At 65.8% G+C, this 13,340-nt stretch carries 16 protein-coding genes; 8 read left to right on the top strand and 8 right to left on the bottom strand.

Annotation, left to right across the window (positions count from 1 at the left end):
* The first annotated feature begins 7 nt into the window (after positions 1 to 7).
* Together AWB78_RS26290 and AWB78_RS26285 are read left to right on the top strand one after the other, a co-directional pair.
* A complete protein-coding gene (locus AWB78_RS26290; protein ID WP_062608967.1) occupies positions 8 to 736 on the top strand; it encodes an SDR family NAD(P)-dependent oxidoreductase in 729 nt (242 codons plus the stop codon).
* Between the two features lie 10 nt (positions 737 to 746).
* Entirely contained in the window at positions 747 to 1,541 is a 795-nt protein-coding gene (locus tag AWB78_RS26285) for an IclR family transcriptional regulator (protein ID WP_062608896.1), read from the top strand.
* A 7-nt stretch (positions 1,542 to 1,548) separates the two neighbouring features.
* On the opposite strand, the gene AWB78_RS26280 is transcribed toward AWB78_RS26285, so the two are convergent.
* The gene (locus tag AWB78_RS26280; protein WP_062608966.1) at positions 1,549 to 2,994 is read right to left on the bottom strand and encodes an AarF/UbiB family protein; all 1,446 of its coding nucleotides are present in this window, start codon (positions 2,992 to 2,994) and stop codon (positions 1,549 to 1,551) included.
* A 192-nt stretch (positions 2,995 to 3,186) separates the two neighbouring features.
* Between AWB78_RS26280 and AWB78_RS26275 the strand changes: the two genes are divergently transcribed.
* Positions 3,187 to 4,119 carry a serine hydrolase domain-containing protein gene (locus AWB78_RS26275; protein ID WP_062608895.1) on the top strand — a complete coding sequence of 311 codons (933 nt, stop codon included), beginning with the start codon at positions 3,187 to 3,189 and terminating at the stop codon, positions 4,117 to 4,119.
* 315 nt (positions 4,120 to 4,434) lie between these two features.
* Positions 4,435 to 4,845: a hypothetical protein gene (locus AWB78_RS26270; protein ID WP_062608894.1), complete on the top strand. Its 411-nt coding sequence runs from the start codon at positions 4,435 to 4,437 to the stop codon at positions 4,843 to 4,845.
* Here AWB78_RS26270 and AWB78_RS26265 read toward each other — a convergent pair.
* Positions 4,821 to 5,288 carry a response regulator gene (locus AWB78_RS26265; protein ID WP_062608893.1) on the bottom strand — a complete coding sequence of 156 codons (468 nt, stop codon included), beginning with the start codon at positions 5,286 to 5,288 and terminating at the stop codon, positions 4,821 to 4,823. The two genes, AWB78_RS26270 and AWB78_RS26265, sit on opposite strands and share 25 nt — an antisense overlap.
* Positions 5,289 to 5,507: 219 nt before the next feature.
* On the opposite strand from AWB78_RS26265, the gene AWB78_RS26260 reads away from it, so the two are divergent.
* Together AWB78_RS26260 and AWB78_RS26250 are read left to right on the top strand one after the other, a co-directional pair.
* On the top strand, positions 5,508 to 5,747 hold the full coding sequence (locus AWB78_RS26260) for a hypothetical protein (RefSeq protein WP_062608892.1): 240 nt from the start codon (positions 5,508 to 5,510) through the stop codon (positions 5,745 to 5,747).
* A 398-nt stretch (positions 5,748 to 6,145) separates the two neighbouring features.
* Positions 6,146 to 6,700, top strand: a complete 555-nt coding sequence (locus AWB78_RS26250; protein WP_062608890.1) for a universal stress protein — start codon at positions 6,146 to 6,148, stop codon at positions 6,698 to 6,700.
* Here the strand turns inward: AWB78_RS26250 and AWB78_RS26245 are convergent.
* Entirely contained in the window at positions 6,679 to 7,425 is a 747-nt protein-coding gene (locus tag AWB78_RS26245; protein WP_062608889.1) for an IclR family transcriptional regulator, read from the bottom strand. The genes AWB78_RS26250 and AWB78_RS26245 overlap by 22 nt on opposite strands.
* A gap of 124 nt (positions 7,426 to 7,549) precedes the next feature.
* Here AWB78_RS26245 and AWB78_RS26240 point away from each other — a divergent pair, with 124 nt between their 5' ends.
* Positions 7,550 to 8,734, top strand: a complete 1,185-nt coding sequence (locus AWB78_RS26240; RefSeq protein WP_062608888.1) for a fumarylacetoacetate hydrolase family protein — start codon at positions 7,550 to 7,552, stop codon at positions 8,732 to 8,734.
* Here AWB78_RS26240 and AWB78_RS26235 read toward each other — a convergent pair.
* The 5 genes from AWB78_RS26235 to msrC all read right to left on the bottom strand — a co-directional run bounded on the left by AWB78_RS26235 (position 8,640) and on the right by msrC (position 11,646).
* Positions 8,640 to 9,191: a hypothetical protein gene (locus tag AWB78_RS26235; protein WP_062608887.1), complete on the bottom strand. Its 552-nt coding sequence runs from the start codon at positions 9,189 to 9,191 to the stop codon at positions 8,640 to 8,642. The two genes, AWB78_RS26240 and AWB78_RS26235, sit on opposite strands and share 95 nt — an antisense overlap.
* A 3-nt stretch (positions 9,192 to 9,194) precedes the next feature.
* The gene (locus AWB78_RS26230; RefSeq protein WP_062608886.1) at positions 9,195 to 9,581 is read right to left on the bottom strand and encodes an aggregation-promoting factor C-terminal-like domain-containing protein; all 387 of its coding nucleotides are present in this window, start codon (positions 9,579 to 9,581) and stop codon (positions 9,195 to 9,197) included.
* A gap of 87 nt (positions 9,582 to 9,668) precedes the next feature.
* Complete coding sequence (locus AWB78_RS26225) at positions 9,669 to 10,652, bottom strand: substrate-binding domain-containing protein (RefSeq protein WP_062608885.1); 984 nt, start codon at positions 10,650 to 10,652, stop codon at positions 9,669 to 9,671.
* An 87-nt stretch (positions 10,653 to 10,739) separates the two neighbouring features.
* Positions 10,740 to 11,138, bottom strand: a complete 399-nt coding sequence (locus AWB78_RS26220) for a DUF302 domain-containing protein (RefSeq protein ID WP_062608884.1) — start codon at positions 11,136 to 11,138, stop codon at positions 10,740 to 10,742.
* Between the two features lies 1 nt (position 11,139).
* Positions 11,140 to 11,646, bottom strand: a complete 507-nt coding sequence (msrC, locus tag AWB78_RS26215) for a free L-methionine (R)-S-oxide reductase MsrC (RefSeq protein WP_062608883.1) — start codon at positions 11,644 to 11,646, stop codon at positions 11,140 to 11,142.
* Between the two features lie 347 nt (positions 11,647 to 11,993).
* Between msrC and AWB78_RS26210 the strand changes: the two genes are divergently transcribed.
* Positions 11,994 to 13,235, top strand: a complete 1,242-nt coding sequence (locus tag AWB78_RS26210) for an ROK family transcriptional regulator (protein ID WP_062608882.1) — start codon at positions 11,994 to 11,996, stop codon at positions 13,233 to 13,235.
* Positions 13,236 to 13,340: the final 105 nt, after the last annotated feature.

Below are 13,340 nucleotides of genomic sequence, written 5' to 3'. Positions count from 1 at the left end.
GACCGATATGACTTTTCAGGCTGATCTCTTCAAGGGCAAGACCGTCGTCGTGACCGGCGGCACGCAGGGCATCGGCGCGGGCATCGCGCAGCAGTTCGCCGCGCTCGGTGCGCGCGTGATCGCAGCGGGCATCGCGCCCACCGATGCCCAGCGCGACGCTTTGGGCGACGACATCGAAATCGCCGCACTCGATGTCGCCGATGCCGACAGCACCGCCGCTCTCTTCGACCACCTCGACGCACTCGATGTGCTCGTCAACTGCGCGGGCATGATCCGTCGCGGCGACGAGCACGACATCGAAACCTTCGAGCGCGTGATCGCCGTGAATCTGAACGGCACGATGCGCATGTGCGCCGCCGCGCGTGCCTTGCTCGCGAGGAGCAAAGGCTCGATCGTCAACACGGCGTCGATGCTGACGTTCTTCGGCGGCGGCCTCGTGCCCGCGTACAGCGCGAGCAAGGGCGGCGTCGCGCAGCTGACGAAGTCGCTCGCCATCGCCTACGCCGCGGACGGCATTCGCGTGAACGCGGTCGCGCCCGGCTGGATCGCGACGCCGCTGACGCAGGCGCTGCAGGACGACGACGGCCGCTCGCAAGCCATCCTCGATCGAACGCCGATGAAGCGCTGGGGCTTGCCCGAAGACGTCGCGCGCGTGACGGCGTTTCTCGCGTCGCCGGCGGCGTCGTTCATGACGGGCGCGATCGTTCCGGTCGATGGCGGCTATCTCGTGGCATGATTCCCGGATCATGCCTGCAGACGCCTCTTCTCCCGACGCCAAAGCCACCGGCACCGCCGCCTTCTCGAAGTTCATGGCGGTGCTGCAACTCGTCGCCGACGCCGCCGAGCCGCCGACCATCGCGCGTCTCACGGCGGCGAGCGGCTATCCGCGCCCGACGGTGTATCGCATCGTCGGCGCGCTGATCGCGGAAGGGCTGGTCGTCGAGAGTACGCGTGGCGGGTGCTACGCGCTCGGCCCGCGCCTGATGTCGCTCGCGAGCCGGAGCTGGGAGCGCTCGGATTTGCGCATCGCTGCCACCGACGCGCTGCAGGCGCTGCGCGACGCGACACAGGAAACCGTGCACCTCGCCGTTCGGAGCGGCTCGGAGATGGTGTATGTCGAGAAGCTGGAGAGTCCGCATGCGGTGCGCATGGCGTCGCGCATCGGCACGCGCGTGACGCTCTATTCGAGTTCCGTCGGCAAGGCGTATCTGTCGACGTTCCCGCCCGCTGAACGCGATGCGCTTTTGCAAGGCATCGCGTTCGAGCGCTTCACGCCGAACACGATCGTGGACCGCGGCGCGCTCGACGCCGAGCTAGACTTGACGCAGGCACGCGGTTACTCCGAAGACCGCGAAGAAAACGAGGCGCAGATTTTCTGCTATGGCAGCGCGATCGTCGGCGCGAACGGCGCGACGCTCGGCTGCGTGAGCGTCAGCATTCCGCTGTTCCGAAAGAGCGCGACGCCGCTCGACACCTACGTCGCGCCGCTGAAGGAAGCGTGCCGCGCGATCGCGGAGCGCATGAGCCCCGGCACGCGCTAGTTACGCGCTAGCGGAATATCCTCCCGCGCGTGCGCTGCGACGCCGCCGCACGCTGCGCGATGAGCGTCGGCAAGCGCGGCAGCGTGTGCGGCCAGTGCGTCGCCTCCCTCACGAAACGCGCCGCGAGACTCCTGAAGCTGAACTGGTCCGCCGCGAGCCGCAGGATGACCCTGCGCGCGATCTTCCATACATCGACGTTCGGCGCGATCTCGTGCGCGATGCGCTCGATCCTTTCCGCCGAACGCGCCAGCAGCATCGCCCGCGATGCGATCCGCCCGTGCGCCGCGCTGAACATGTGCTCGGCGGGCGCCTTGCCGATCGCGCCGAACAGATGCGCGACACCCGCGTTGCTTCGCGCATCCGGCGACGCGAAACGCTCCGCCTCGCGCCGGTACGTCGCTTCGACGCGCACTTCGTGATGCGTCGCGTTCGCGGCGGGCCGGCCGTGTTCGAGATGCGTGCGCGCCGCCGCCTTGTGATCGCCCTCCATGAGCGCATGCGACACGCCGACGAGAAAATCGCGCTCGTGCGCGGCGAAGATCATCATCGGATTGTCGGCTTCGAGGACGATCCGGCCGCGCGTCTCGCGCTCGATGCTCACGCGCGCGCCCGCCGCATCCAGTCCCGCGTGATACAGCCCGACGCCGAGCGCCATTTCGAAGAACGCCTCGATCAGCGTCGCGAGAACATCGGCCCGATCGAGCCCGCACGATGCGAGCGCCTCGGCATCCGACAGTGCGGCGGTTTCGATCGCGCGCGTCGTCAGCACGGCGTCGTTGCAATAGTCCCAGAGCACTTCGGGCACGGCGAGGCGGTCGTCGTCGCGCAGGCGAAAACGCAGATAGCTCTGATCCGCCGCGCGCTGGCGCAGGTCGATCATCGCGTCGACGCTTTCGCGCGCCCGGCGCACCCATTCCACCGGATGCAGCTCGCGCGCCTTCGACGAGCGTCGCTCCGCGAAGCGCGCCGCGGCGAGCGCGAGATCGAGATCGTCGTCGAGTTCGGCACGCGCGTCCGCGCGCAGCAGCGTGACGCGCACCGGCACCGCGCCGATGCGCGCGGCATGCGTCTGCTCCGCGACGCCCGAGCGCAAGGGCACGTCGCTCAGATCCGTGAGTTCGAAGGCGAGCGTGGCCGGAAACGCGGCTTCGCAAGCCGCGCGAAAGCGAGCCGCATCGTAAGGCGTGAAAAGTCCGTCCAGCTCGGACAGCGCGACGCGCACCGCCGTTTCCGCCAGCGCGGGATGACGCGCGAGCGCGCCGGACGCATTTTCCAGCACGCGCGAGAGTTGCGAGAGCGCGGGCACGCCGGCCCCGAGCGGCGCGGCGCGCGCGCCATGAGACGCGAAGAAACGCGCCACGCGGGTTATCGCGGCGCCGTCGCCGGTCAGATGGCTTTCGCGCACGAATGCCTGGCCAAGCCGCCAGAGCGTCGCGATTCGTCGAACGGACAAATTCAGCCTCGCTGAGTGTGAGTTGACGTTGCTGAAAGGCTGCGATGCCGTCGTGCGTGGCATCCGAATTGCTCAATGTGTAACACAACTGCAATAAATGTGCATACAGATCAAGCAAGCTGCTGTTCGCAATCGACCGCCTGCATTTGATTCGATATCCTATTCATCTCGAAGCCATCGCCGTTCCTGCCCATGAACTTCGCCAACGAATCAGACTTTGCTGCCCTGCGTCGCGCGCTGACCGGGCAGAGCGGCGTGCGCAGCTTCGTGGTCGCGCACGATGACCGCATCGTGTTCGAGCACTATCGCCACGATGTCGCGCCGGACAGCCTGCAGGACATCAACTCGGTGACGAAGACCGTCGTCGGGCTGGCGGCCGGCGCTGCGCTACGCGAAGGCGTGCTGCCCGATCTCGACACGCCCGTCAGCCGCGTTCTGCCGCAGATGCGCGAACACGGCTTCGACCGCCGCGTTCAACGCATCACACTGCGTCACCTTCTGACGATGACATCCGGCTTCGAATGGGACCCGAGCGTCGTCGACGAATGCGTGCTCGGTCCGTGCGAGCGGTTCGACCGCGACGAGAGCCGTCTGCGCTTCATTCTGTCGCGTCCCATCGCGCCGCCCGGCATGCGCTTCCAATACGACTCGCATGCGATGCAATTGCTGTCGCTCGTCATCGAATCCGCGACGGGGCGCACGCTCGAGTGCTACGCGCGCGACACACTCTTCACCCCGCTCGGCATCACCGCGAGCGAATGGATCGTCGATGAAGACGGGCACACGTTCGGCGGCCGCGGACTCATGCTGCGCACGCGCGACATGATCAAGCTCGGTCAGCTGATGATGCATCGCGGCGCATGGCGCGGCGCGCAACTCATCGACGCAGCGTTCATCGACGAAGCCACGTCCGTGCACAGCGACGGCGGCCCGCCGATGGCAGACGCGCAATACGGCTATCTCTGCTGGATCGATCCGCGCTATGTCTTCGCGGCGGGATACGGCGAGCAGTTCATCTTCGTGGCGCGGCGCGAGGAGATCGTCGCGGCCGCGACCTGCGAAAACGACGACACGCCCAAAGGCGTGCGCGATCTGTTTGCGCAGCATGTGCTCGACGCGTTCTGATCCGGATCAGTCCGACGCGCAGACACTAGCTGGCTGACATCCGGCGCCGATCTGCGCGCTTCGTCAAGAAACGGCGCCGCTGCATGCGTGTGCAGGGGCGCCTTGCTGTTGCATCGTCGTCAATCCATGCGCGGTGCATCGGCTGCATCTCATCGACTTTAATTCATCGACTGTATCTTTTTGTGGATACACATCTAGGAATTATTCCGCTTTGATATCTTATTAATAGGCCAAGCTACATGGTTTCATTTTTGAGACCGCGGCCGCGTACAGCGCCCATGCGCAAAAATCCATAATGAAAATCAGAGAGGCGTCATGCAACACCATTCCGAGCCGCCGATGGCGGAAGCGATGTACATCCTGGGGCAAATCGGCGCGATCATTTGCCACGAGCGCGGGCCGCGCCCGCAGACAGCAGTACTGACGAAAATGGCGTCGCGCCCGGCCGAGGGCTTCTCAGTCGCCGTCGCGAGAATGAACGAGATGTGCGCGCCGAAACGCGGATATCGCCGCACGCTGCTGCAATGGAAGCACAGGGAGATCCGGCGCCTGAGCAGGATGCTGCCCGATCCTCTGCCGACGGCCGCGTCCGCGCATACGCAGATGCCGTTCTGGGCGGGCTACTGTCAGTACTGGGAAGACGTGCTGAAAGAGCACGTTCGACGCGATATCGAGCGGCTCTCGGTTCAGCTGGATGCGATTCAGCGCCGTCCCGCCGATGCGTGATCGTCCGCGCCTTCCCGCGTCGAGAAATAATCGCGGATCACGGCGATCATTCCGTCCAGCTCCGTCGGCTTGACGAAGTAGCCGTTGAAGCCGGTGCGCTGCGCGCGCATCAGGTCGTCGGGGTCGGTGCGGCTCGTATGCGCGATCAGCAGCATCGAGAGATCGATCGCGCGGATCGCTTCGGCGGCCTCCCAGCCGTCGCCGAGCGGCATCATCAGATCGAGCAGCACCACGCCGGGCCGCCACTTGCGCGCCAGCGACACCGCGTCGAGTCCCGTGTGCACCGCGCGCACCGTGAACTCGGCGTCTTCGAGCGCGAGGCAGATCGCGCGCGTCGCCTCCAGATCGTCATCGGCGATGAGCACGCGCGGCTCGTCGTGGCGCGTCGCGGGCAGCGGAATCTGCCACAGCGCTTGCGAAGGAACACGGTCGTATCGTTGCATCGTAGTTGCCTCGGAATGGACGGAGATAACAGCAACGATCATTCCCTCGCGGGTTCCCGAAACAGCAACGTCAAGCGGCATGCGGACCGTCGACGCTACACTTCGGGAATACCCGGTGGCTGTCACGACGCACCGATGCCCGGGCGGCGTGCAGGATTTGCATCGCCGCGGCGCGAGCTGCGACGATGGTGCGCACATCCCCTGACGAGAGGCTAATCGATGTTCGTCGTGTATTGGCTTGGCGGCAACCCTGATATCGAGGGTGCGGCGCACTTCAAACGATTCGACGCCAGCGCGCTCGCCGACGCGCTGCGCTTCGCGGAAGACCTGCGCAAGCGCCAGGCCGATGGCGAGGACATCGGCTTCGTCACGCTATGCAGTGAAAACCCGCATTCGGTCGGCAAGCCCGGCGTCGCCGATCCGCCCGCCGATTACGACTGGAAAAAGCGCCGCCGTTGATTTTGCGCGGTGGCGGCGGCGTCGCCCTGCCATCCGCCGCCGAGGATCGCGCGCAACGCGCCGCCTTCAGCACGGCGAGACCGTTCATCGACTGTGCGATCCGCGCATCGAGCGAGGGTAGTTGCGCCTGCAACGATCCGACTTGCGCGCTCGCGCTTTGCACGCCGTGGGCGCTCGGACGCCCGACGCATATCCATTCGAGAGCCGACAAATAGCAAGCGCTGTTCCCCCGCGGCTACGACCCGGCTCGAACCCCGTATGCGTACGGCTGGCAGAAAAAACTCCGAACGCGCCGCTTTTAAGTTCCCTTGTAAAAGATGCGGACACGCGCTCATTCGCCGCTAACTTTGCGCGCCGATCATCCTCTCTGACACACCGACACAGACAGGAGCCCGATCATGTACAAGCACATTCTCGTTGCCGTGGGTACGAGCCTCAGCGAAAGCGCCCTGATCACCGCCATCACGCGCGCCCGCGACTGCAACGCGCGGCTCACCGCGCTGCATATCGTCGATCAGGCGCCGTGGTGGGCCATCGTCACCGCGGAAAGCAATCCGGGCGAAACGCTCGACGTCATCGACGATCACGCGCGCGCCGTCACACGCTATGCCGCGCGGCTGATCGATAGCGCGGGCATCGACGGCGTCGCGCGCAGCGTCACGCAGCCGCTCGACGGCACGAGCGTCGGCGAGCTGATCGCGAAACAGGCGATCGAGGCCGGCGCGGATCTGATCGTGCTCGGCGGCGAAGCGGAGACCGCCTGGCGGCACGGCGAAGCGCGTCTGCGCGACGTGGTCTGCTCGTACGCGCGCTGCGACGTGCTGATCGCGGCGCACTCGCCGGCGCCCGCGTATGTGGAAAACGAAATGGAGTCGATCGAGGCGCGCTTCGCGGCGTCACACGGCCGGCCGCAGGCGCGTACGTCGCATCGTCAGAGCGCGCCGCGCAAGTGAGCCGCGAGCTGGACGATGCCGATCGAAATCTGCTTCTCGCGCTTCGGATCGAGCCGGCCGACCGGCACGCTCGTCGATACCGCGACGCGCTTGCCCGCCGGCGTCATCCCGACATACGCCGCGAAGCACGCGAGACCCTCGGCCACTTCCTCGCGCTCGACGGCGAGGCCGCTCGCGCGGATCGCGGCGAGTTCGCGCAACAGCGCCGCGCGCCGCGTGATGGTGCGCGGCGTCACCGCTTCGAGACGCTCGGGAAGACGCTCGATCACGGCTTCATCGCTCATGCCGGCGAGCAGCGCCTTGCCGAGCGCGCAGCAATGCGCGGGCAGGCGTGAGCCGAGATCGGACACGAGCCGCACCGGCCGATGCGCGTCCTCGCGCGCGATATAGACCACCTGCACGCCGTCGAGCACCGCGAGCTGCACGACCTCGTTATGCTTGTTGATGAACGCGCCCGCGCCTTCGCGAAACGCGGCCTGCAGCTTGTCGTGGCGCACATAGGCGTTGCCCAGTTCGAAGAGCCCGACGCCGATCATGTAGCCGTCGTCGCGCTTGTCGATCCATTGCATGCGCGCGAGCGTTTCGAGCAGCAGATAGAGCGTGCTGCGCGAGAGGCCCGTCTGTTCGGCGAGCGCCGTTGCGCGCACCGGCTTCGCGGCGCTGGCGAGCGCTTCGAGAATGTCGCTCGCGCGACGCAGCGCGGGGACATCGTAGGCTTTTTCCATGGGGCGGATTCATCCGTAGCGGAGCGGACAGTTTCCAACAGGTTGGATAAACAATCAACCTGATGGACACCGATGAACGCGCGGGCTACGATCGGCTCTCCTTTTCCGCCCGCCATTCGAATTCATGCAAACCGTCAACGTTTCCTCCTGCCTGCCCGAAGATTTCGCCGACGCCGTGCTGATCGGCCGCGTCTGGCGTCCCGCGCCCGTGAACGGTCCCGCCGTCGTCGCGGTGCGCAAGGGCGAAGTGTTCGACATCACGCGCGCCGCGCCGACCACCGCCGATCTCTTCGATAACGCCGATGCGCTCGACATCGCCCGTGACGCCGAAGGCGAGCATCTCGGCAACTTGCAGGATCTGCTGCAAGCGACGCTCGATGCGTCGTCCGATGGCCTGCGCCTGCTCGCACCTTGCGATGTGCAGGCGGTGAAGGCATGCGGCGTCACGTTCGCGGTGAGTCTGCTGGAGCGCGTGATCGAGGAACAGGCCGGCGGCGACGCGAGCAAGGCGCAGGAAGTGCGCGACACGATCAACAAGCTGATCGGCGCGGATCTGTCGAAGATCAAGCCCGGCTCGGACGCGGCGATGAAGCTGAAGGCCGAACTCGAGCGGCGCGGCGCGTGGTCGCAATACATGGAAGTGGGCATCGGGCCGGACGCCGAAGTGTTTTCGAAGTCGCAGCCGATGTCGTCGGTGGGTTTCGGCGCGGACGTCGGTTTGTATCCGACATCGCAATGGAACAATCCGGAGCCGGAGATCGTGCTGGCGGTGAATGCGCGCGGCGAGATCGTGGGCGCGACGCTCGGCAACGACGTGAATCTGCGCGATATCGAAGGCCGCAGTGCGCTGTTGCTCGGCAAGGCGAAGGACAACAATGCGTCGTGCGCGATCGGCCCGTTCGTGCGCTTGTTCGACGAGCGCTTCACGCTGGATTCGGTGCGCGCGACGAGCGTGTCGCTGCGCATCGACGGCGCGGACGATGGCTTCGTGCTCGAAGGCGTGAGCCACATGAGCGAGATCAGCCGCGATCCCGCCGATCTCGTCCAGCAGACGCACGGCGCGCATCATCAGTATCCGGATGGCTTCATGCTGTTCCTCGGCACGATGTTCTCGCCGATCAAGGACCGCGACAGCGAAGGCGGCGGATTCACGCATCATCTCGGCGATGTCGTGACGATCTCGACGCCGAACCTCGGTGCGCTCGTCAACACGGTCAGGCTTTCGACGGAGATCGAGCCGTGGACGTTCGGCGTGCGGGCGTTGTATCGGAGTCTGGCGGCGCGGGGGGTGTTGGGGAACGCAGGCTAAGGACGCTGGCTTTGATCAACCTGAACGCGGTGCCGTCGAACCGGTAGTAGTAGACGCCGCGTCCCTGTTCATTTCTGCTGCCGTGGACGATCAACAGGGAACTGTCCTTTCGATGAACCAGAGGCTCGGTGATATCGAGCGGCCAGTCGGAGACGGTGAACGGAAGCATGATGACCTTCCCCGTCTTCGCATCGATCGCGGCAGCCATCACACAGCTCGCGCCGCAGCCCCATTCGGCCAGGATGTAGTGGCCCGCAAAGTCGACGGGTGCGTTTGCCGCTTCGGTGAGTTGTGTGGCATAGCGGCGGCTTTCGCTTGTGGTCAGCCGGAGCTTGAGCGGCCGGCGCGCCGCTTCAACGACTGACGGATAGTCCGCGAAGCCGGGCGCGGCATCTTGAGCGCGGCCCAGGACGGGGACCGCCATGAGCAGCCAGATCACGACGAGAAGTTTCCGCATGGCTCAGTACCAGTGATGCTTTTCCCAGAAGGCCCGTGCCGCTCTTGCCGAATGATAGCGGCCATAGATATATCGAATCCCGCCTTGGCATTCCTCCACGGCATTGCCAAACGATTTCTCTCCATGCGGATTCAAATCGTATTGCGCGCGCAAAAGCTGGAACAAGCCTCGCGCCGATGAACTGTAATTTCGGTTATCGACGATGCCGCTGGACTCCTGAGCCAGAATCCATAGCAGATCATCGTAGTCCGCCGCGGAAATGCGCTCCAGGCGAATCGCGTCTCTGAGCGCAGACTGAACGTAAAGTGGCACGACGGCTGTGGGAATCGCTGTCCAAGCCTTTCTCGGCTGCCTGATTTGGCGGTGATGGTGAGCGTGTTGGGTCCTCATGCGACGGTCTCCTCGTTGAATGCGCAATCCGGTGTTGGCAACACTATGCGAACTCAGCCGAGCGACCTACACGACTTTTCTCAAAGCTCACGACGCCCCGAACCGAAACCCCTTCCCCCGCCCTTTCGTCACGAGCTGAACCGGCGTCTCCATATACGGCGACAAATCCTTTTGCCGCCGTCGCTCCACGAGCGCCTTCACCGCGACATCCACGCCGAACACCGCCTGCCGCGCGCCGAATTGCTCCACGGTCGCGAGCAGGCGGCCGTCATCTAGCATCGGCTGCACGGCGTCGATGTTGTTGTAGCCCGTAACCAGCACGCGATCCTTCTTGCCGGCGATGCGGACCGCGTCGATCGCGCCCATCGCGATGTTGTCGTTCGCGCAGAGCAGGCCGCGCAGCGCTGGGTGCGCGTACAGCATTTGCAGCGCGATTGCCTTGCCGCTCGCCACGGTCCACTCGCCGCCGTCTGTATCGGCGATATGCATGCCCGCCGCGTTCATCGCGTCCTTGAAGCCGACCGTGCGCTGCTGCGCATTGCGATCGTTCGTCGGTCCCTCGATGATGCCCACCTCATCGCCCGCCTTCAGCTTCGAGCCGAGATACGCACCGACGAGCCGCGCGCCGCGCCGGCTGTCCGGTCCGACGAACGGAATCGTGATGTTGGCCGCGTCCTGCGCGGCTTCGTCGAACGGGTTGTCGATCGCGATCACGATGACGCCGGCCGCGATCGCCTTCGCCGCGACGGGCACGAGCGCCAACGAATCGGCGGGCGCGATCACGATCGCGTTCGTCTTCGCATCGATCAGCGATTCAACGATGTGGATTTGCCCGGCCACGTCGTTGTCGGTCAGCGTGCCGTGCGTCGTGAGGTCGAGCTGCGAGGTGTAGTGCCGCTGGTAGTTGCGCGCGCCTTCGATCATCGAGACGACGAAGGGGTCGTTCAGCGACTTCATCACGAGCGCGACCGTCGCCTTGTCCGATGCGGCCCGCGCGTCGCGAACGCGCGCGAGTCCGCATGCGCTCAGGGCGCACGCGGCAAGCAGGCGGCGGCGGGCGAGGCTCGTCATGGATTTGTCGAGACGGCTGAAACGTCTCATTGTAAACGCACGCGCCCGGCCGCCGGCCGCAGCCGCATCGCGCGTAAGGGCACGGTTTCAGCGCGCCGCCGCCTCGACGAGCGCGGCCACGCCGCTGACCGGTTTCATCAGTTCGGCATCGAGCCCGTGACGCGCGCGGAGATATTCCGTCGCGTTGTATGACAGCCAGGCGCGGCCGTCCGCGTCTTCCCACGACAGGACCTTGAGCGGCAGATCGAGCGCGGCGGTCGGCACGGCCTGCATCAGCGGCGTGCCCGCCTGCGGATTGCCGAACACGAGCAACTGGCTCGGCGGCATCGTGAGACCGGCGCGCGCGGCGTCGCCGCTGAAGTCGATGCGCGCGAAAAGCATCAGCCCGCGCGCACGGATCAGCGCTTCGAGCTTGTCGGCGGTCGCGATGGCGCCGTGCGCGCTCGCAATCGTGACGACGCCGTTGTCGATCGCGTCGGCGGACATATCAGCGCTCCGCGCGCTTGCCCCACGCGAGCGCGACGAACGCCGTGCACAGCGCTTCCATGCCGAGCGCGTCTTCATCGTCGAAGCGGTTCGGCACGGGACTGTCGACATCCCATACGCCGATCAGCGTGCCATCGCTCGCGATGAGCGGCACGACGATCTCCGAGCGCGACGCCGAATCGCACGCGATATGGCCGGGAAACGCATGCACGTCCGGCACGACCTGCGTGCGCCGTTCGCGCGCCGCCGTGCCGCACACGCCGCGCCCGATCGCGATACGCACGCACGCCGGCTTGCCCTGAAACGGCCCGACGACGAGCTCCGTGCCATCGAACAGATAGAAGCCCGCCCAGTTCAGATCGGGCAGCGTGTGATAGACGAGCGACGAGAAATTCGCGGCATTGGCGATGAAGTCGTTTTCATCGGCGATGAGCGCGCGGGTCTGCTGAAGCAGCTCGTCGTACTGCGCGGCCTTGGTCGCGTGCGTGGCTTGCGAGATCGAAAACATGGAACGCCGGCGGAAGTGTCGAAAAGTGTCGCCGACGATAGCACATCGATCCGCGCGTCGCTGCGCCCGCGCTGGGCGTCGAAAGCGGGTTTATCGCCGTCTGTAAGCTCGCCGCAAATCATCTGCCCGTTTCTTGGCACTGCTCGCCGCATCGCCTAGTGTGAAAGCGCACCGGGTCCGCGATTTGCAACGGCGGGGCATCGCGTTTCATGCTCGGCCGTCTTCAAAGAGCGCTTAAACATCGCTTCGGGATTTCCCTCCTTTACTTCGATGCGCCTTCGTTCTTAAATAAATCAACTTGATTTAATTAATGGCCGCGACTCGATGGCCTCTTTCGGAGACAGCGCGTGAAATCCCCAAGCGGCAGAGGAAGCAACTCCGCGAGCGTGCGCCGGTACAACGAGCGCCTGCTCCTGCAAGCGCTGCGGCGCGCCGAGCCGGCCTCCAAGGCCGATCTCGCGCGTCACGCGAACCTGACGAGCACGGCGGTCGGCAGCATCGTCGAGTCGCTGGAAAATGCGGGACTGATCGAATACACGGGGCGGCGTCTCGAAGGTCAGCGCGGCCAGCCCGCGTCGCTGATCCGGCTCGATCCGCGCGGCGCGTTCGGCATCGGCGTGCGGCTGGATCGCACGGGCATCGAGACGGTGCTCGTGAACTTCGCCGGCGACGTGCTCGCCCGCAGCGCGCTCGATGCCGTGCTGCCGCATCCGTCCGAGGTGTTGAGCATCGTGCGGCGCGACATCGAAACCATGCTCGGCCTGCTTTCCGCGACGGAACGCGAGCGGCTGACGGGCGTCGGCATCGCGCAACCGTTCAATCTCGGGAGCTGGCTGCGCGAACTCGGCTTGCCCGCCGAAAGGTTCCGCGCCTGGGACGAAACCGATTTCGCCGATGAACTCGGCCGCGCGCTATCGCTGCCGGTTTTCAGCGAGAACGACGGCAACGCCGCCGCGACCGCCGAACTGTTCTACGGCCACGGCCGCCGCTGCGACGACTTCGTCTATCTGTTTCTCGGCTCGGCGATCGGCGGCGGCATCGCGATCCACGGCGACTGTCTGCGCGGCGCGTCGGGCAATGCGGGCGATATCGGCGTGATTCCGGTGCCGCCGAGCCGCCTGCCCTCCGCGCCGCAGCCGAACGGCCCGTGGGACATCCTGCTGTCGCGTGCATCGCTGAACGCGCTCGTGCGGCACCTCAACTACTGCGGCGCGGCGGCAGACAACCGCGTCGACTTGCAGGCGTGCATCGAGCGGCGTCTTCCCGCCGTCGACGAATGGATCGACGACTGCATCGAAGCGCTCGCGCCCGCCTTGCGCGCGACGCTCTGCGTACTCGACGTGCCGATGGTCGTGATCGACTCCGATATCGACGGCGGCCTGCTCGACAGGCTCGTCAACCGTCTTTCGACGACGCTCGCGGCCAACGCGCCCGAAGCGCGCGGAACGCCTTCGCTCGTGCGCGGTTCCTTCGGCCCGGATGCGGGCGCGATCGGCGCAGCCACGCTGCCGATGTTCTTCAACTTCTCACCGCGCGCGGCCATCCGCCACGCGGGCATCAAATCGCAAGAGGTGAACCATGCCGCATGACTCTTCCAGCCGACCGCCGCTTCTCGAGATGCGCGGCATCAGCAAGACCTTTCCCGGCGTGCGCGCGCTCAACGACGTGCGCTTGTCGGTCTATCCCGGCGAAGT

The sequence above is a fragment of the Caballeronia calidae genome, from assembly GCF_900044055.2.
GTDB classification, from domain to species: domain Bacteria; phylum Pseudomonadota; class Gammaproteobacteria; order Burkholderiales; family Burkholderiaceae; genus Caballeronia; species Caballeronia calidae.
Note: the sequence above shows the minus strand (reverse complement) of the source record. Positions and strands in the feature narration are given on the sequence as shown.

Coding starts and splice junctions, on each gene's coding strand:
- AWB78_RS26250 (WP_062608890.1), top strand. CDS start 6,146: ATGTACAAGCACATTCTCGTTGCCGTGGGTACGAGCCTCAGCGAAAGC.
- AWB78_RS26275 (WP_062608895.1), top strand. CDS start 3,187: ATGAACTTCGCCAACGAATCAGACTTTGCTGCCCTGCGTCGCGCGCTG.
- AWB78_RS26285 (WP_062608896.1), top strand. CDS start 747: ATGCCTGCAGACGCCTCTTCTCCCGACGCCAAAGCCACCGGCACCGCC.
- AWB78_RS26235 (WP_062608887.1), bottom strand. CDS start 9,191: ATGCGGAAACTTCTCGTCGTGATCTGGCTGCTCATGGCGGTCCCCGTC.
- AWB78_RS26270 (WP_062608894.1), top strand. CDS start 4,435: ATGCAACACCATTCCGAGCCGCCGATGGCGGAAGCGATGTACATCCTG.
- AWB78_RS26220 (WP_062608884.1), bottom strand. CDS start 11,138: ATGTCCGCCGACGCGATCGACAACGGCGTCGTCACGATTGCGAGCGCG.
- msrC (WP_062608883.1), bottom strand. CDS start 11,646: ATGTTTTCGATCTCGCAAGCCACGCACGCGACCAAGGCCGCGCAGTAC.
- AWB78_RS26265 (WP_062608893.1), bottom strand. CDS start 5,288: ATGCAACGATACGACCGTGTTCCTTCGCAAGCGCTGTGGCAGATTCCG.
- AWB78_RS26240 (WP_062608888.1), top strand. CDS start 7,550: ATGCAAACCGTCAACGTTTCCTCCTGCCTGCCCGAAGATTTCGCCGAC.
- AWB78_RS26260 (WP_062608892.1), top strand. CDS start 5,508: ATGTTCGTCGTGTATTGGCTTGGCGGCAACCCTGATATCGAGGGTGCG.
- AWB78_RS26230 (WP_062608886.1), bottom strand. CDS start 9,581: ATGAGGACCCAACACGCTCACCATCACCGCCAAATCAGGCAGCCGAGA.
- AWB78_RS26290 (WP_062608967.1), top strand. CDS start 8: ATGACTTTTCAGGCTGATCTCTTCAAGGGCAAGACCGTCGTCGTGACC.
- AWB78_RS26245 (WP_062608889.1), bottom strand. CDS start 7,425: ATGGAAAAAGCCTACGATGTCCCCGCGCTGCGTCGCGCGAGCGACATT.
- AWB78_RS26225 (WP_062608885.1), bottom strand. CDS start 10,652: ATGACGAGCCTCGCCCGCCGCCGCCTGCTTGCCGCGTGCGCCCTGAGC.